The organism is Dyadobacter sp. CY343, from assembly GCF_021390335.1.
GTDB lineage: Bacteria > Bacteroidota > Bacteroidia > Cytophagales > Spirosomataceae > Dyadobacter.
This window is the reverse complement of record NZ_JAJUXK010000004.1, coordinates 623,734-641,401: the sequence shown is the minus strand read 5'-3', so window position 1 is coordinate 641,401 and position 17,668 is coordinate 623,734. Positions and strand designations below refer to the sequence as shown.

Sequence of the window (17,668 nt, the reverse complement as noted above, 5' to 3'; positions counted from 1 at the left end):
ATAATATGCGTATTACAAAAAATCTCTTTGCCGGTCTGGCAGCGTCGCTTTTAGCCGGTACTATATTGCTCACTTCCTGCAACTCAAAAACATCGGAAACGGCGAAGGAAGAAGTGGCCGATTCACTGGCATCCAGTAAGGAATTCGTCTTCGGCGACGACCGCCCGTTCCCGCAATGTCACGCATCGACTTTGGTCCGCCTGGACGATGGCCAGTTCCTGATCGCGTGGTTTGGAGGTACAGAGGAGAAGAATCCGGATGTGGGTATCTGGTTGTCAAAAGGCAGGCCGGGCAAATGGAGTACGCCGGTGGAAGTTGCCAAGATTAGGGAAGATGCGCACTGGAATCCCGTTCTGCAAAAAACAGCGGACGGAAAAGTGATCCTGTATTTCAAAGTGGGCAAAGAGATCGCGCATTGGGAAACGTGGGTGAAAACATCTACCGACAATGGGAATACCTGGTCGGAAGCTTACGAGCTTGTAAAAGGGGATAAAGGTGGAAGAGGTCCGGTAAAAAATAAATTGATAGAACTTTCAAACGGCGACTGGCTGGCCGGTTCTTCGAATGAAATAAACCGGTGGGAGGTATTTGTGGACAGAAGTACGGACAAAGGTAAAACCTGGAAGGAAAGTCCCTATTTCAAGATCGATACGATGCAGATCAAAGGAAAAGGCGCCATTCAGCCAACACTTTGGGAATCTCAACCCGGCAATGTTCATATGCTCGTGCGTACAACCGGTGGCGTTATTGCACGCAGCGATTCAAAAGATTATGGCAAAACTTGGTCTGAGATCAAGAAAACCGATCTGCCGAACCCGAACAGCGGCATTGATCTTGCCAAACTCACAGACGGAACCTTGGTACTTGCCTATAATCCTGATAACGAAAACTGGGGCTCGCGCTCGCCGCTTTCGCTGATCATGTCTTATGATAACGGAAAGAACTGGACCGATAAACTGGATATTGCTACCGGCAAAAAGGAGGATGAATATTCTTACCCGGCGATTATCAGTTTCGGCGATTCGGTGGCGGTCACCTATACTTACAACCGTCAGAAGATCGCATTCTGGTCTGGTAGCAAAAAGGAAATTGTTGAGCTTGCCAAAAAGGGCAAAAACTAGTAGCCCATCAGTTCCAGATCGTAAGATTCGAACATTTCGACTTGCTTACCCATTTTTTTCTGGATGATCTTAAAATGGTGCACATCTTCGGGACAGATCAGCGAAATGGCCTGTCCCGAAGCTTCGGCCCTGCCTGTCCGTCCGATCCTGTGTACATAATCCTTGGGCGAGCGCGGCAGCTCAAAATTGATCACATAAGGCAGAAATTGAATGTCAATACCCCGTGCCACCAGATCGGTTGCCACCAATACCGTCAATTTTCCTGATTTAAACTTATTCAAAGCCTCGGTTCTCGCGCCCTGGCTTTTTTTACTGTGCATCGCCATTGCCTGAATGCCATTTTTGTTCAGCTTTTCAACCAGATTGTCAGCAGTCCGGGTAGCGGAAACAAATACCAGCACCTGCTGCATTTCCTGCGTTTTGATCAGGTACCGCAGCAAAGGCCCGCGGCGATCGGGGTCGACGAAATAGGCGGTTTGCCTGATCTGATCAATATGCTGTTCTTCTTCTTCGATCTCAATACGCACCGGATCTTTCAGCTGCGTTTTGTTGATCTGGTCAATTTCATCGCCCAGCGTCGCCGAAAAGAGAATGCTTTGGCGGCTTTTGGGTAAAAGAAAAAAGATATCCTTCATTTCCTCTGCAAAACCCAGGTTCAGCATTTTGTCCGCTTCGTCCAGAACCAGGATCTGTGTCTGGGATATATTCAGCGCCTTGTATGAAAGCAGATCCAGTAATCTTCCCGGCGTGGCTACCAATATCTCAACGCCTTGTAGACCAATCATTTGCGGATTAATAGAAACGCCCCCGTAAACCGCCATAGTTTTAACCTTGCGCGGTAATCTCTCTCCAAAAGTCTGAAAAACAACACCTACCTGAACCGCGAGCTCTCTTGTAGGTACCAGGATCAATGCTGAAATATGCCGGTTTGCGGCAGCTGGTTTATTTTGAAACAATTCCAGAATAGGCAAAACAAAACTGGCTGTCTTTCCCGAACCCGTTTTCGCAATGCCCAAAACATCATTTCCTTTCAATATAGCAGGAATTGCAGCCTCTTGAATAGGGTAAGGTTGAGTATAATTCTGTTCAGCAATGGTTTTTAGTAATGGTTCAGACAAGCCAAGAGATTCGAAAGACATAAGTTTTCAGCCGGTTAATCGGATTTTTTAGAAAGAGGGCAAAGATACCATTACCTGTAAACAAATTAGTCAAAACGTCTGGCCTTCGCCTGATACAGCACATTACGAACATTTTTCTCCTTATAATATGTCTTACAATCGCCGGGAGTTTTTACAGCAATTAGGATTTGGGGCCCTGCAACTGGGCGTATTGAGTGCAATACCCGCATCCTCCTGGGCGGCGGCGCCTTCTTACGGTCAGCTGGTGAGAAGTTCTCCGGAAACTCAGGGGATCTCCGCCAAAGGAATACTTGATTTTGTAAATGCGGTGGAAGCCGAAAAATTGAACCTGCACAGTTTAATGGTATTACGGCAGGGAAAAGTGGTGGCCGAAGGGTGGTGGGCACCTTACAATCCCGAGTTGCGGCACACACTTTATTCGCTGAGTAAAAGCTTCACATCCACCGCGATCGGACTGGCTGTGGCGGAGGGAAAATTGAAAGTAGACGACAAGGTAGTATCCTTTTTTCCGGAAGATAAACCCGCTACGATCAGCGCCAATCTGGCTGCAATGCGGGTGAAAGATCTGCTCACGATGTCGACCGGGCACGATAAGGATACGACGGGATCGGTTCGCGGGGCCAATAGCAAGAACTGGGTCAAGTCATTTCTGGCGCTGCCGGTTGAGCACGAGCCGGGGACTTTTTTTGTGTATAACAGCGGCGCTACCTACATGCTTTCTGCGATTATTCAGAAACTCACGGGACAAACGCTTTTGGAATATCTGAAACCAAGATTGTTCGATCCGCTGGTGATCGAGGGAATGGACTGGGAAGTGGACCCGAATGGTATCAATACCGGAGGCTGGGGTTTGCGGGTTAAAACAGAGGATATTGCCAAGTTCGGCCAGTTATACCTTCAAAAGGGCGAGTGGAATGGAAAGCAGCTGATTCCCGCGGCTTGGGTCGAAGAGGCTACCCGCTCGCATATCGAATCCAAAGGTGGCTCACGGCCAAAGGAAGAAAATGACTGGCTGCAAGGTTACGGCTATCAGTTTTGGCGGTGCCGGAATGGCGCTTACCGCGGCGACGGAGCTTACGGGCAATATTGCATTGTGCTGCCGAAAGAAGATATGGTAGTCGCAATTACGAGCGAAACCGGCAATATGCAGGCGATCCTCGATCACGTATGGAACCACATATTGAAATCGGTCAAAAGCGCCGGCGTACCTTCCGATAAAGAGGAGGTGGCGCAGTTACAGAAAAAACTGACCACGCTCGCATTGCCGCTCACCGCCGGGAAGCCAGCTGCCGACCCGGCCGCAAAGCTGAAAGAGAAAAGTTTTAGTATTGCTGACAATAGCTTGAATATCAAAAAGGTATCCTTCGATTTTGACAAAGGCTGGTGCCTCTTCCGGTTGCAGGATGATAGAGGAGAACACCTGGTCGTAAACGGGCTGGGGAACTGGAAAGTAGGCTTGACAGATTTATCGACCATGCCGCTCAAATTAGTATTAACACCCGTACCCGGAGAAAAACTGACCAAAATCGCTTGTAATGGAGCCTGGATCGACGACAGCACATTTGAAATGACCTGGCGATTTATTGAAACGGCGCATTATGAAACAGTTCAATGCAAATTTGAAGGAGATAGTATACAGATCGAGTTTAAAAGAAGTTTGGCGATCTTAGGCAATACCAAAGACCAACGCCCGGTTCTGAAAGGAAAAGCAATAGCCTGAGTTGCTCGCATTTTTATATTTTAATCCAAAAAACAACCATTTTATGAAAAAGAACATTTTCCTGTCCCTGTTGCTGGTTATGATTGCCTTTGCGTCGCAAGCGCAGAAATTCAAAGGATTAGATAAAAGTCCGAGGGATATTGCCTACTTCCCGGATGGATTTGCCCACGACCGGAAAGACGGCGATAAGGCGCTTGTGAAAGTCTCATACAGCCGCCCGGCGCTAAAAGGCCGCGAGGTATTCGGTAAGCTGGAACCTTTTGGCAAAGTGTGGCGGGTAGGCGCGGATGAAGCAACCGAGATCAAATTCTATCAGGATGCCACATTCGGCGGTAAAAAAGTGAAAGCTGGTACCTATTCGCTGTTTGCCATTCCCAATGCAAAAGAGTGGACACTGATCCTGAGCTCGGACTTGGATTACTGGGGCGCTTATAAGTACAAGGAAGCGAACGATGTAGCGCGCGTAACTGTACCGGTAAAATCAGCTGAGGCGCCCATTGAAAACTTTTCCATTGTATTTGAAAAAACATCTGACACAGCAGCAAAGATGTTCCTCGGCTGGGACAAGACGGTCGTGGAAGTGCCTGTGACATTCTGATCCCCCAATGTTGGCATAGTTCTTTGTCGTTACCCCGCAATCAACAAAGCGAACAGGAACGATGGAAGATATAAATGATCAGATTCAGGCATTTTTCGAGGAGTATGAAAAGCGTTTTGAAGAAGGGCTGGCGGGACAAGTCGTGGCAGAAGATACAGCCAAAGTTTTCGCAGATTTTTTTGTGGAAGCCAGTCCGGTAGGTATTTCAGGTGGAAAAAATGACGCGCAGTTTCTCGAAGCAGTCCCGAAAGGTTACGAATTCTACCGGTCGATCGGGATTACTAAAATGGAGATCAGGCAGATCGATATTACGGAACTGAACGAGATGCATTACCTCGTCGATGTGCGGTGGGAATCCTTTTATGAAAAGGACGGTAGTGAAAATTCGATGGAGTTTAGTGTGATTTATTTTATACAAAACAGAAAAAATGAACTCAAAATCTTCGCATATATTACCGGCGATGAGCAGGCTGTGTTAAAGGAGAGAGGGTTAGTATAGCATAGTCGGTGGTTACTGGCATTATTATTGCAAAAGCAGGTTGAGGTCGAAAGACTTTGACCTGCTTTTTTGCTTTTAACCAAAACCAAATATGAACACCAACAAACTCGCCCTACTGTGCCTGCTTGCCGGATTTTCGGTAATCGGATGTAACAGCAAGGTAAGCGAAAAGGAAAAAGAGGAGGCCCAACAACAAGGCCCCGATTCCGTCGCAACTCAGACTGACAAACTCACTTTACCAGCTCCGTTTGCGACCGAATCGGCGGAAAACCGGCCCGAGGAAGCTGGCTGGCCGGAAGGGAAAATGCCCACCGCGCCCGCAGGGTTCACCGTAACCAAGTTTGCCGACAAGCTGGATAGCCCGAGGTGGACTTACGTTGCGCCGAACGGAGACATTTTTGTAGCCGAATCTGCGACCAAGAAAAGTGCCGACAGGATCACATTATTGCGTGACGTGAACAAGGATGGTAAGCCTGAAATGCGCGAAATTTTCATGGAGAAGCTGAATAAGCCCTTGGGAATGTTAGTGTTAAACAACTTTTTCTATGTCGCTAATACCGACGGACTATACAGATATCCATACAAACCGGGCGAAACCAAAATTACCAGCAAAGGCGAGAAGATCGTTGAACTGCCGGCTGGCGGGTATAATAACCACTGGACTAGGAATCTGCTTGCAAATGCAGATGGTTCCAAAATCTATATTTCAGTTGGTTCTGCCAGTAATGTGGCTGATCACGGGATGGAGGAGGAAAAACGACGAGCTAATATCCTGGAAGTAAATCCCGACGGAAGTGGCGAAAGGGTGTATGCAAGCGGACTTCGAAATCCGGTTGGAATGGATTGGGCTCCGGGTAGCAAAACACTGTGGACTGCGGTGAACGAGAGAGATAAACTGGGCGATGACCTCGTGCCTGACTACATTACAAGTGTGAAGGAAGGCGGGTTCTACGGCTGGCCTTACGCATATTTTGGTCAAAATGAAGATCCGAGAAGAAAAGGAGAGAATCCCGGGCTGGTAGCAAAAACGATCGTGCCGGACGTTCCGGTAGGGTCGCATACTGCTTCGCTGGGTTTGGCTTTTTATGATAAGACCAAGTTTCCGACGAAATACCAGAATGGTGCATTTGTAGGCCAGCACGGTTCGTGGAACAGGTCGGCGCTCTCGGGATACAAGGTAGTTTTTGTTCCGTTTAAAAATGGGAAACCTGCCGGTAAGCCTGAGGACTTTCTGACGGGTTTTGTCGAGAGTGCAAAGAAAGTATATGGTCGCCCGGTGGGTGTGACGGTGATGGACGACGGTTCTATGCTGGTAAACGATGATAGCGGCGGTACGATCTGGCGCGTGGCTGCCCAGTAAGCAGTTAATTATGGAAATAGAAAGTGGCCTGGTCGATTGATCAGGCCACTTTTTTTGTTCTTCTAAAATAAATAACTGCGAATATTTGCAAGAATATACCGACTGGTATATTTTTGCATTGTCAATACAAAACGAAATGAGCAAGGCAGAACGTACGCGACAATTTATCATCGAAAAAACGGCACCGATCTTCAATATGAAGGGGTATGCCGGCACTTCGTTAAATGATATGATCAGCGCGACGGGTCTTACAAAAGGCAGTATTTACGGGAATTTTGAGAATAAGGATGAAGTTGCACTGGCGGCATTTGAGCACAACCTGAAATGCATGTTTTCGGCAGTACGTGTGGAAATGGACAAAAAATCTACGGCCCGGGAAAAATTGCTTGTATACGTCGACATTTACGAAAACTTCCTGCATCACCCTTTCCCGGCAGGCGGCTGTCCGATTCTGAATACGTCCACCGAAGCCGACGATACCCACCCTATGTTGCGCGAAAAAGCATCTGACGCCATCACAAGCTGGAAAAACGCTATTTCAGGATTGATCAAAAAAGGGATTGTCGATAATGAGTTCAGCAGTCATATTGACCCGGAAGAAACTGCGATCTCGATCATTGCATTGATCGAGGGCGGAATAATGATCGGCAAAGTGACAGGTAAGCTGAATTACAGGAAAGCGATCATGAAGGCTGTGCAGAAAATGATTAACGATTTGGAATAAAAAATTTTGACCAGAAATATACCGATCGGTATATTAAGTGATTTTATAAAACCAATTTTAAAACAAAAATGAAAACAACAGGAAATACCATACTGATCACAGGCGGAAGTGCAGGGATCGGATTTGAGATCGCGAAAGCTTTCTCTGAACTTAATAACAAGGTAATTATCACAGGTCGAGACAGAGACCGGCTGGCCAATGCAGCGGCGAAACTCAAAAATGTGACAGGTATTGTCTCCGATGTCACCAACCCCGCAGATGTAGAGCAACTCGTATCCAGACTTCAAACCGAATTCCCACAGCTGAATGTGGTAATCAACAATGCCGGGAAAGCGGCTTATTATGACCTGGACGAAGGAAAAGATCCGGCGCAGATCGCCGAAGACGAAATGCTGACCAATTATTTGTCGATCATCCGCCTGAACAATGCGTTATTGCCGCAACTCAAAAAAGCCGGCGAAGCGGCGATCGTGAATGTTTCGAGTATCGCCGCATTGGTTCCGAACCATATTATCCCGACTTACGGCGCGAGCAAGGCGGCTTTGCATTCGTATACCCAGTCGCTGCGTATTTCGCTCGGCAAAACCAGCTCGGTGCAGGTATTTGAATTGGTTCCGCCGCTGGTTAACACGGATTTTTCTCAGGAAATAGGCGGTGCAAATGGTATTCCGGCCAAAGTGGTTGCTGACGAATTGGTAAACGCTTTTGAAACCAATACCCTCGAAGTGAGGGTAGGGCAGACCGCTCATTTGTTCGAGCTGTTTTTAAGTTCTCCGTCTGAGGCATTGAAAGCGATGAACCCGGGAGTGACTATATTCTGATCTGATCTGCCGGAAAGCGACATTTAGACACACCAAAAATGAGACAGAAAATCGCATTTGCACTGATCATGGGAATAATTACAACGGGTATAATTTCCTTCACTTTGATTTCTATAAATATTGGATTTGTTGCCAATTTTTTGGTGATTTGGCTGAAATCTTGGAGCATGGCCTACCTCGTGGTGATACCCGCGATACTGATCGTCGGTCCGCAGGTGCAGAAGCTGGTGGCGACTATGTTTAAAGATACAGTGACTGAGGAAGTTGACTAATTGCTTCCGGAGTCTGAGAAACCGTTAAAGATTTTTATGAAAAGAGTTGTTGTTACAGGAATGGGAGTCATTTCTCCCCTGGGGAATTCGGTCGACGAATTCTGGGAAAATATCGTGAATGGTAAAAGCGGTGCTGCGACCATTACTAAGAAGGACGTATCGAAGTTTAAGACGCAGTTCGGATGTGAAGTCAACGGCTTCAATCCGGAAGAATTTATCGACAAGAAAGAACTGAAAAAATACGATCTGCATACCCAATACGCGATTGCGGCTTCGGATATGGCGATCAAAGACGCCGGGTTGGATTTCGCAACCATGGACATTACCGACCGTTACGACGCCGGTGTGATCTGGGCGACGGGAAACGGTGGTATGGGCACTTTCGAAGATCAGCTGATGGAATTCCATGCCTCCGACGGCGTGCCCCGTTTCAGTCCTTTCTTTATCCCTAAGATGATCGTGGATATTGCAGCCGGTGTGATTTCGATCCGCCACAAACTGCACGGTCCCAACTATTGCACTGTGTCAGCCTGTGCGTCTTCAAATACTGCATTGATCGCAGCATTCGATACAATCAGAATGGGAAAGGCGAAAATAATGGTTGCAGGAGGCTCCGAGGCTGCTATTATCTATTCCGCACTGGGCGGTTTCGGTGCAGCACAGGCACTTTCCAAAAGAAACGACGATCCGGCAACAGCTTCCCGGCCATTTGATAAAACGCGTGACGGATTCGTGATGGGCGAAGGCGCAGGAGCACTGATCCTGGAAGATTATGACTTTGCAGTAGCAAGAGGAGCGAAAATCTACGCCGAAATTGTTGGTGGCGGAATGGCGGCCGATGCTTATCACCTTACCGGCACTCCTCCCGATGGAATGGGCGCAGCTTTGGGTATGAGAAAAGCGTTGAAAGAAGCGGGTATCACGCCTGACAAGATCGATTACGTGAATGCGCACGCCACTTCGACTGGCCTGGGCGATATGAGCGAGCTGAATGCGATCAAGTCCGTTTTCGGCGACCATACCGTGGCGATCAGCGCTACAAAATCGATGACCGGCCACTTACTCGGTGCTGCTGGTGCGATTGAAAGCATTGTCTGTGCACTGGCTGTCAAAAATGATATCATTCCGGGAACAATCAATACCCAAAACCTGGACGAAAACGTGCCCGAAGGATTGAATATCATTCTTGGAGACTCGGTGAACCAGACGATTAACTACGCGCTGAACAATACTTTCGGTTTCGGAGGTCACACCGCGACTTCTATTTTCAAGAAATATACCGAAGAGAATTAATCCGTTAATTCGGAAAGAACCTCAATTACCCCGTTTTCATCGTTGCTTTTGGCGATGAAACGGGCTATTTTTTTGATATCCGGGTGCGCATTCGCCATTGCGTAGGAATAATGTGCCTTTTCCAGCATTTCCAGGTCGTTCAGATAATCACCGAAAACCATCGTTTGCTCGGGCGTTACATTGAATTTTTCCTGTAAAACCTCCATCGCGCGGCCTTTGTTGGCCTTTTTATCTGAAATATCCAGCCAGATCGGCCCGGAAATTTTCACCTGTAAATCGTCTTCAAATCTTTTATAATGCGGATAACTGTTCACTTCTGAGCCAGCCAGGTCGCAGAGTGTGAATTTGAGGAATTTGTCATCTTTGATCGCAAGCAGATCTTCCACCACTTCATATCTCTCAAAATAGAGTTTTAAGTGGTTGATAAACTCAGGCTCGTCGCTTTCCACATATGCTTTCTTTTTTCCACAGATAATAGGGTAGGTATTCGGGATAGTCCTGCCGATCGTGATCAGTTCGCGCACAATATCCTGGTCAATGGGCTGAATATGAATTTCTTCATCCTGGAAAACCACATAACTGCCATTTTCGGCGGCGAAAATTACCTGGTCTTTAATCCGGTCAAGTGCTTTGGTGAGATTGAAATACTGGCGGCCGCTCGCTGCGACGAATACGATTCCGTGGTCTTTTATTTTCTGGAAAACGGGGTAAAAGGATTCGTGTACTTCGTGTTTTGAGTTCAAAAGCGTACCGTCCATGTCGGTAGCGATCAGCCTGATATCGGAAAAATTCATACTGTTTTTTTATAAATACTTACATTAATGAAGGCAAATGTACCTTCTTAGGTTCCAGCGAAACGCGTTTTTTAGTACAACCCGCAGAAAACGCCGGTCACTAAGTCTCCCAAATGCAGCCTGCAAATTTCGACCGAAGCGAAACCTGCACCGATCTTTTACTGTTGGTTGACTATCCAAGTGACTTCAATAGCATGAAATTTTCAAAATATTACCTCGCCGCATTCATTTCATTCATGATCTGGGGGTTTTTCAGTCTGGCACTCAAACCGCTATCTGCCTACGCTTCGCTCGATATTTTGTTTTACAGGGTATTTCTCTGCGCCGTGATCATGTCGGTGATCTGTCTGTTTTTCAGGAAGCGGGTTTTGAGGGAAAATGTGAAGTTGCTGAAAGCAATGCCCGCAAAGCAGCGGAATAAGGCCATTTTACTAACATTGTCCGGAGGTATCCTGCTCACTGCCAACTGGTTCTTCTTTATTTACGTGATGAACCACATCAGTATCAAAGCCGCGTCTTTCGCCTACCTGGTTTGCCCGATCATGACGACCGTAATCGCGTATTTTGTATTGCATGAAAAGCTCAGCAAGTGGCAGTGGACAGCGGTTGCAATAAGTGTTTTCAGTTGTATGTTGTTGTCTTTTAATAACATAGCCGATATTGCATACAGTATGATCGTAGCGGCTTCCTATGCATTCTACCTGGTAAGTCAGCGGAAGAATATGGGTTTGGATAAATTTCTGGTACTTACGGTGCAGATCCTCTTTTCTGCGTTGATCCTGCTACCGTTTTATCCGGTTTACAGTGAGGGAGTTCCTACTGAACTTTCCTTTTACGCATTGATTTTTGTGATCGCCCTGCTCTTCACGATCATCCCGCTTTATATGAATTTGTACGCATTGCAGGGAGTTACTTCGTCGACGATGGGGATATTGCTTTACATTAATCCGCTCATGAACTTCGCGATCGCGCTGTTTTACTTCCATGAACAAATCAACTCCATTCAAATTATCGGTTATTCGCTTATCCTGGTTTCCATCATCGTTTTTAACGAGCGGTTTATTTTCGGAAGACGGCGGGCTGCATTGATTTAAGGCTTTTCCAAGACCAGTGAATAGATAAACCGGTTGAAGTGAAATTCGAGAAATACCTGTCGGTAGCCAGCTTTTTTGAACAAACTAGCTGTATCCGGCAGGTTTTTTGCTTCTATTTTTAGAAAGATATTGAAAAAAGCGTACATCGATTTGAGAAGCCGGTTGCGCCAGTCTGCCGGTTTTTTGTTTTCCAGCCTGAAATCGGCGAACAGCCAGATTCCCTTCGAAACCAGCAGCTTATCAAGGATCCTGAATATCTGCGCAGCTCTTTCCTGACTAAAATTATCAAAAAGAAACGGGGTCAGGACCACATCGAATTCTTCTTCGGTATTGTAGTAATCAATAGGCATTAATAAAAAAGTAACCTTATTGTTGCCGCAGTCGCGCTTCCGGGACTTTTCGAGCATTTTCTCAGATATCTCCACGTACACGATCGTCAATCCGCCTGGCTGTAATTTGGCAATTTCTTCTAAAATTCGTCCGGTACCGCCGCCCACGATCAGCACGCGCGCCGGTGCATGAATGAAGCTGATCAGCGATTGTTGCGAACGCATTAATGCACCCTGAAAAATGATACCTCCCAGAAAATCGTAAAACCAGGCCACGCGGTCGTAGTTGTTTTTCATTGTTTCCTAGTAAATAGTGTCTGTAAAAAAACTTCCCAGGATACCGCAAATGGCTTTTACCAGAAGCAATCCGTCAATCACGATCAGATAAAAAAGTACGCTTTTAGGTTTTTGCAGGGTGAATGCGACGATCAGGTAAGAGACAAAAGGGATAAGATTGAAAATGACCGTGACCGGGCTGAAATCTGCGAAATAAGCCAGTGTCAGAAACGAAAGCAGGCCGACCGAAAGGAGCGGTACCAATACATAAAAGATCGTATTCCGAAGCCCCATCGCGACCGCAAAGGTTTTCAGCTGGATATTCGCATCGTCCTCATAATCTTTCATATCGAACATAATTGCGTTCGCAGACATGACCATCCAATTTTTAATAAATAACCAAAACATAAATGCCGGCTCATGAACGACAATCCCGCCGTCAATTTTTAGCATTGCAACCGGAAAAACATTCACAAAACCCGCCCAGACAAAGCCGATAACAAATGCTTTTAACCAGCCCGTATTCCTCAGGTTAAAAGAAATGACAGACTTGGGCAGCAGCCCGTAGTACAAAACTGCTGCGGCACATATCGCCAGCATCATCAGCCACCAATATAATGGCAGCGCGACAATTCCGGAGAAATCATTTATCGAAAACCACGTGGCAATTATCAGGCAGAGTGCGAAGAGGAAATACTGGCTATACCGGACAAACCGATGGTGGGTCCGGTACCATTCCGTGCGGGGGTTTGGGGAAGTTTCGAGGCCCGGCGGACTGGAATAGGCGATCGTATAATAAAATACCGTGGCGCTGAAAATCAGCAGGTAATAGGGAATTGAATTAAGCGGCAAGTGCAGCTGAGCCAGCGTTTCAATTGATAATGCAACCGCAAGTATCCCGACGAAGTAGTTTGCAAAAAAAATGAATGCGGGAAATTTCTTGAGCATTGCACGAAAATCAGTGGATTCTGGCCGGATAACAGAATTAGTATATCGATTTATAATTTTTCAAGACCATTATCAAAGCGTCGGCGGTATTTTATACATTAGTTTAAAGAAACGTTGTTTAATCCATTTATTCCATGAAAAAAGTTTCCCTGTTATTTACCCTGATATTTTGCTTTCAGCTATCAGTAAGTTTTGGTCAAAAAGATCCGGTTGTTGAAAATATCGTAAAAGAAGCTACTGAAAATTCACAGCTGGAAAAGCTGGCGCACGAGTTGATGGACGTGATCGGGCCGCGGCTGGTAGGTTCGCCGCAAATGCAGCAGGCGCACGAATGGGCGGTCGCCAAATACAAAGGCTGGAATATCATGGCAAAAAATGAAAAGTGGGGCGAGTGGCGCGGCTGGGAACGCGGCATTTCGCATATTGATATGGTAGCGCCCCGCGTGAAATCGCTGGAAGGAATGCAGCTCGCGTGGAGCCCAGGTACCGGCGGCAAAACGGTTACTGCGGATGTGATTATCCTGCCCGATCTGGCCGATTCAGTTGCATTTCAAAAATGGTTGCCTACTGCGAAAGGTAAGTTTGTGATGATCAGCATGAACCAGCCAACCGGCCGCCCGGATTACAACTGGGAGGAATTCGGTACAAAAGAATCAATCGAAAAAATGAAAAAAGACCGTGATGCGCAGACGGAAGCCTGGGCTAATCGTGTAAAAAAAACCGGCTATAATGGTCGCACTTTGCCTGTGGCGCTGGAAAAAGCAGGAGCTGCGGGTATTGTAATGAGCTATTGGTCAAAGGGTTTTGGGGCAAATAAGATATTTGGCGCTTACACTAAAAAGGTGCCTACTGTTGACATTTCGCTCGAAGATTACGGACTGCTGTATCGTTTGGCGGAATCAGGCCACACGCCAAAAATCAGCGTGCGCGCCGATGCAAAAGAAACCGGCGTGGCGCAGACTTTCAATACAATCGGCGAGATCAAAGGCACCGAGAAACCGAATGAATACGTGATATTGTCCGCTCACTTTGATTCGTGGGACGGCGGTACCGGCGCAACCGATAACGGAACGGGCACGATCGTGATGATGGAAGCAATGCGCATTCTGAAGAAAGTATATCCAAATCCAAAACGTACGATCCTGGTTGGACATTGGGGAAGTGAAGAGCAGGGTTTGAACGGTTCGCGTGCATTCGTAGAGGATCACCCGGAAATTGTGCAGAATATCCAGGCACTTTTCAATCAGGACAATGGAACTGGCCGCGTGGTAAGTTTGCAGGGACAAGGTTTTGTGAATGCATACGATTACCTCGGCCGCTGGCTTTCCAAGGTGCCTGAAAATATCAAGGCGCCGATCGATACAAGGTTTCCCGGCGCACCGGGCGGTGGCGGCTCCGACTTCGCTTCGTTCGTAGCAGCGGGCGCGCCGGCATTCTCACTAAGTTCGCTGGGCTGGTCTTATGGAACCTACACCTGGCACACCAACCGCGATACTTACGACAAGATCGTGTTTGACGATGTGCGCAGCAATGCGATCCTGGCTGCAATAATGGCGTATCAGGCGAGTGAAGATCCTGCGAAAACTTCCCGCGAGCGGATCGTAATGCCCCTGGATTCGAAAGGCGTACCAGGCACGTGGCCGGAGCAGAGAAAGCCAACGCGGAGAGGGGGAATGGACTAAGCTTCGGCTTCGCTCAGCTCGACAGGGCGCGTTGACCAGAGAATACCAACCTTTATAGGAAAATTAGATTAATTGTCAAGCTGAGCGTAGCCGAAGCTGTCCGGCGGCTTCGGCTTCGCTCAACTTGACAGGGCGCGTTGACCGGAGAACACCAACCTTTATAGGAAAATTAGATTAATTGTCAAGCTGAGGGGAGCCGAAGCTGCCCGGCGGCTTCGGCTTCGCTCAGCTTGACAGGTACAAAAACATAGGTTATGCAAATAGAACAGACATTCCACGCGACCGACGAGGTACTTATTATAAAGACGTTTGAACAGGGTTCCGAACCGGAGAACCAATCGATGTTCAAGGCTGAGAAGGGCGAAATGTGGTGGTTTTCTTCCAGACAACTTTGGGTAGGACTTGGAAAAGAGCCGAAAGTGCCGGCGATGATCAAATTGTTCCGCTCGCTTTTTTTTAAACGAAAAGATCGCTGGCCGGATCAGATCACCTTAGATGCGCGCGGGAAAAGCCCTGAGTGGGTCGAGAATGCGGTAAATGGGATTATGTTGGGTGGATATAATCTGCAACTCTACAAATCCGAGCCGAAGCCGCTGAGCAGTTTTTTCGAAAGTGGAACGTTACGTATCCTGACCGAGGAAGGCGCGGCAGTCGGCCCGGCGATTGCGCTGGGACAAAAAACGGCGGTGGTGCAAATGCGGATCATGGATCTGATGAATGCGCCTGGAAACTACAAAACGCCTGAAACGCTTGCGGAGTGGGCGAAAAAATCGGGTTCAGAAAACGGTTATCAGGTAACAGTTTTGGATAAATCAAAATTGGAAAAACTGGGAATGCACGCGCTGCTGGCTGTTAGCAAAGGCAGCGAAGCGCCGCCAGTGATGATCATCTCCGAATATACCCCTGAAAACTATACCCAAACCGTCGCGCTGGTAGGCAAGGGAGTTACATTCGATACAGGCGGGATTTCTATTAAGAGCTCGGCCAATATGCATTTGATGAAAAGTGATATGGGCGGCGCGGGGGCCGTTTTGGGAATAGTGGAACTGGCCGCTCAGCTGAAATTACCCGTGCGTATTATCGGAGTGATTCCGTCTACTGAAAATAGCGTGGATGGAGCGGCGATGAAACCGGGTGATGTAATCGGTTCGTATTCAGGCAAAACCATTGAAGTAATAGATACCGATGCAGAAGGCAGATTGATCCTGGCCGACGGTCTGAGCTATGCCGTGCGCAACTTTAACCCGGATATTATCATCGACCTCGCCACATTGACGGGCAGTGTGATCCAAACGCTGGGCTACGAGGCGGCGGGGCTTTTTACACCTAATGATCAGCTGGCGGCAGATATTGCCAGATCAGGAGATGCGACCGGCGAGCGTGTGTGGCGGCTGCCGGTTTGGGATGAATATAAGGAGGAGATCAATTCGGATATTGCCGATGTGAAAAACTACCACGGCAAGCCGCTGGCGGGCGCTATTGTCGCTGCCAAGTTCCTGGAAGTATTCACCGATTCGCACCAGGCTTGGGCACATCTGGACATTGCAGGTACTGCTTTTGGTGACACCGAATTTGCGCCGGGCCGTGCCGGTACTGCCTACGGGATCCGATTGTTGAGGCAATTTTTGTCGACTTTACCAATCCGCGAATAGGATCTGCGGAGCGATATTTTAGCCAAAATTACCTGAAATTTAATCCTGGCTTTACTTGCTCAATTGCTTCTTTTTGCTAGATTTACCAATACTACTTTCTACCAAAAAAAGTTTTTTATGGCCAGGACGCTTACATTTCTTTGCATATCAACCTATTTCAAAGGCAACGATTTTCTCAAAGCCTGTAAGGAAGCCGGTAACAAAGTATTTCTGATTACGGCCAAAAAGCTTGAAAACAAACCGTGGGTCAGAGAGGCGGTAGATGAGTTTTTTTACATCGAAGAAGGCGAGGACGGGACTTATAATATGTCCGAGATCATCACTGGTCTGGCTTACGTAATGAGGACCCGGATGATCGACCGGGTAGTCGCGCTGGACGATTTCGACGTGGAAAAAGCGGCGCATATTCGCGAATATTTCAGGATACCCGGCATGGGGCAAACTACCGGCCGTTATTTCCGGGACAAGCTTGCGATGCGCACCAAAGCTGCCGAATCGGGGATATTAGTGCCCGGGTTTTCTTCCCTTTTCAATGACGATGATATTAACCGGTTTATCGAGAAATATCCGGGACCATGGATGATCAAACCGCGTTCTGAGGCTTCTGCGACGGGGATTAAGAAACTCGAAACAGCCGATCAGCTCTGGGAAACGATCCACGAGCTGGGCGATAAAAGGCATTCCTATCTGGTTGAGCAATTCAAACCAGGCGACGTTTACCATGTAGATTCGATCTCCTACAATGGGAGGGTTATATTCTCCTGGAACAGCAAATACCTCGCGCCGCCTTTCGAGGTAGCGCACGGCGGCGGCATTTTTCGCTCGGTTACCGTTACGTTTGATTCTTCCGAAGAACACGCTTTGGAAACGCTGGCTATTGATCTTTTGAAAGCTTTCGGTTTAAAACACAGTGCGTCGCATACTGAGGTAATCCGCTGCCACGACGACGGTAAATACTACTTTCTGGAAACTTCCTCACGGGTTGGCGGGGCGAATTTATCGGAAATGGTCGAAGCATCTTCCGGTATCAATCTTTGGAAAGAATGGGCCAAAATGGAGACTGCGGAGGCAAAAGGAGACAATTACAAGTTGCCGCCCGTTCGAAAGGAATATTCCGGCATCATTATCTCGCTGGCCCGCCAGGAATGGCCGAATATGTCCGTTTTCGATGACCCTGAAATTGTGTGGCGAATGGAAGAGCCTTACCACGTCGGGCTGGTGGTCCGCTCCAAGTCACAGACCCGCGTACTGGAACTGCTGGACAAATACGCCGCAATCATCCAAAAAAAATACCACGCATCGGCCCCCGCTCCGAATCGGCCTTCGCATTAAAAAACTAAAATTCT

At 47.5% G+C, this 17,668-nt stretch carries 17 protein-coding genes; 13 read left to right on the top strand and 4 right to left on the bottom strand.

Annotation, left to right across the window (positions count from 1 at the left end; genetic code table 11):
- Positions 1–5: 5 nt before the first annotated feature.
- Positions 6–1,121: an exo-alpha-sialidase gene (locus LZG94_RS14650; protein ID WP_233792614.1), complete on the top strand. Its 1,116-nt coding sequence runs from the start codon at positions 6–8 to the stop codon at positions 1,119–1,121.
- Here the strand turns inward: LZG94_RS14650 and LZG94_RS14645 are convergent.
- Positions 1,118–2,260, bottom strand: a complete 1,143-nt coding sequence (locus LZG94_RS14645; RefSeq protein ID WP_233792613.1) for a DEAD/DEAH box helicase — start codon at positions 2,258–2,260, stop codon at positions 1,118–1,120. The genes LZG94_RS14650 and LZG94_RS14645 overlap by 4 nt on opposite strands.
- A 127-nt stretch (positions 2,261–2,387) precedes the next feature.
- On the opposite strand from LZG94_RS14645, the gene LZG94_RS14640 reads away from it, so the two are divergent.
- From LZG94_RS14640 to fabF, 8 genes are all read left to right on the top strand, one after another.
- Positions 2,388–3,980 carry a serine hydrolase gene (locus LZG94_RS14640; RefSeq protein WP_233792612.1) on the top strand — a complete coding sequence of 531 codons (1,593 nt, stop codon included), beginning with the start codon at positions 2,388–2,390 and terminating at the stop codon, positions 3,978–3,980.
- A 43-nt stretch (positions 3,981–4,023) separates the two neighbouring features.
- Positions 4,024–4,578 carry a DUF2911 domain-containing protein gene (locus LZG94_RS14635; RefSeq protein ID WP_233792611.1) on the top strand — a complete coding sequence of 185 codons (555 nt, stop codon included), beginning with the start codon at positions 4,024–4,026 and terminating at the stop codon, positions 4,576–4,578.
- A 61-nt stretch (positions 4,579–4,639) separates the two neighbouring features.
- Positions 4,640–5,077 (top strand): hypothetical protein, encoded by a 438-nt coding sequence (locus LZG94_RS14630; protein WP_233792610.1) that lies wholly within the window; start codon positions 4,640–4,642, stop codon positions 5,075–5,077.
- Between the two features lie 91 nt (positions 5,078–5,168).
- Complete coding sequence (locus tag LZG94_RS14625; protein ID WP_233792609.1) at positions 5,169–6,437, top strand: sorbosone dehydrogenase family protein; 1,269 nt, start codon at positions 5,169–5,171, stop codon at positions 6,435–6,437.
- A 136-nt stretch (positions 6,438–6,573) separates the two neighbouring features.
- Positions 6,574–7,161 (top strand): TetR/AcrR family transcriptional regulator, encoded by a 588-nt coding sequence (locus tag LZG94_RS14620; protein WP_233792608.1) that lies wholly within the window; start codon positions 6,574–6,576, stop codon positions 7,159–7,161.
- Positions 7,162–7,229: 68 nt separating this feature from the next.
- Positions 7,230–7,982, top strand: a complete 753-nt coding sequence (locus LZG94_RS14615) for an SDR family oxidoreductase (protein WP_233792607.1) — start codon at positions 7,230–7,232, stop codon at positions 7,980–7,982.
- 38 nt (positions 7,983–8,020) lie between these two features.
- On the top strand, positions 8,021–8,254 hold the full coding sequence (locus LZG94_RS14610; RefSeq protein ID WP_233792606.1) for a DUF2798 domain-containing protein: 234 nt from the start codon (positions 8,021–8,023) through the stop codon (positions 8,252–8,254).
- A gap of 36 nt (positions 8,255–8,290) precedes the next feature.
- Positions 8,291–9,547, top strand: coding sequence for a beta-ketoacyl-ACP synthase II (gene fabF, locus LZG94_RS14605; protein WP_233792605.1), 1,257 nt, complete (start codon positions 8,291–8,293; stop codon positions 9,545–9,547).
- Here the strand turns inward: fabF and LZG94_RS14600 are convergent.
- Positions 9,544–10,341 (bottom strand): HAD family hydrolase, encoded by a 798-nt coding sequence (locus tag LZG94_RS14600; protein ID WP_233792604.1) that lies wholly within the window; start codon positions 10,339–10,341, stop codon positions 9,544–9,546. The two genes, fabF and LZG94_RS14600, sit on opposite strands and share 4 nt — an antisense overlap.
- Positions 10,342–10,535: 194 nt before the next feature.
- Here LZG94_RS14600 and LZG94_RS14595 point away from each other — a divergent pair, with 194 nt between their 5' ends.
- Positions 10,536–11,435 carry an EamA family transporter gene (locus LZG94_RS14595; RefSeq protein WP_233792603.1) on the top strand — a complete coding sequence of 300 codons (900 nt, stop codon included), beginning with the start codon at positions 10,536–10,538 and terminating at the stop codon, positions 11,433–11,435.
- Here the strand turns inward: LZG94_RS14595 and LZG94_RS14590 are convergent.
- Complete coding sequence (locus LZG94_RS14590) at positions 11,432–12,061, bottom strand: class I SAM-dependent methyltransferase (protein WP_233792602.1); 630 nt, start codon at positions 12,059–12,061, stop codon at positions 11,432–11,434. The two genes, LZG94_RS14595 and LZG94_RS14590, sit on opposite strands and share 4 nt — an antisense overlap.
- A gap of 6 nt (positions 12,062–12,067) precedes the next feature.
- On the bottom strand, positions 12,068–12,988 hold the full coding sequence (locus LZG94_RS14585; RefSeq protein ID WP_233792601.1) for a UbiA family prenyltransferase: 921 nt from the start codon (positions 12,986–12,988) through the stop codon (positions 12,068–12,070).
- Positions 12,989–13,122: 134 nt separating this feature from the next.
- Between LZG94_RS14585 and LZG94_RS14580 the strand changes: the two genes are divergently transcribed.
- From LZG94_RS14580 to LZG94_RS14570, 3 genes are all read left to right on the top strand, one after another.
- Positions 13,123–14,670: a M20/M25/M40 family metallo-hydrolase gene (locus LZG94_RS14580; RefSeq protein WP_233792600.1), complete on the top strand. Its 1,548-nt coding sequence runs from the start codon at positions 13,123–13,125 to the stop codon at positions 14,668–14,670.
- A 254-nt stretch (positions 14,671–14,924) separates the two neighbouring features.
- Complete coding sequence (locus tag LZG94_RS14575) at positions 14,925–16,322, top strand: M17 family metallopeptidase (RefSeq protein WP_233792599.1); 1,398 nt, start codon at positions 14,925–14,927, stop codon at positions 16,320–16,322.
- A 117-nt stretch (positions 16,323–16,439) separates the two neighbouring features.
- Entirely contained in the window at positions 16,440–17,654 is a 1,215-nt protein-coding gene (locus LZG94_RS14570; protein WP_233792598.1) for an acetyl-CoA carboxylase biotin carboxylase subunit family protein, read from the top strand.
- Positions 17,655–17,668: the final 14 nt, after the last annotated feature.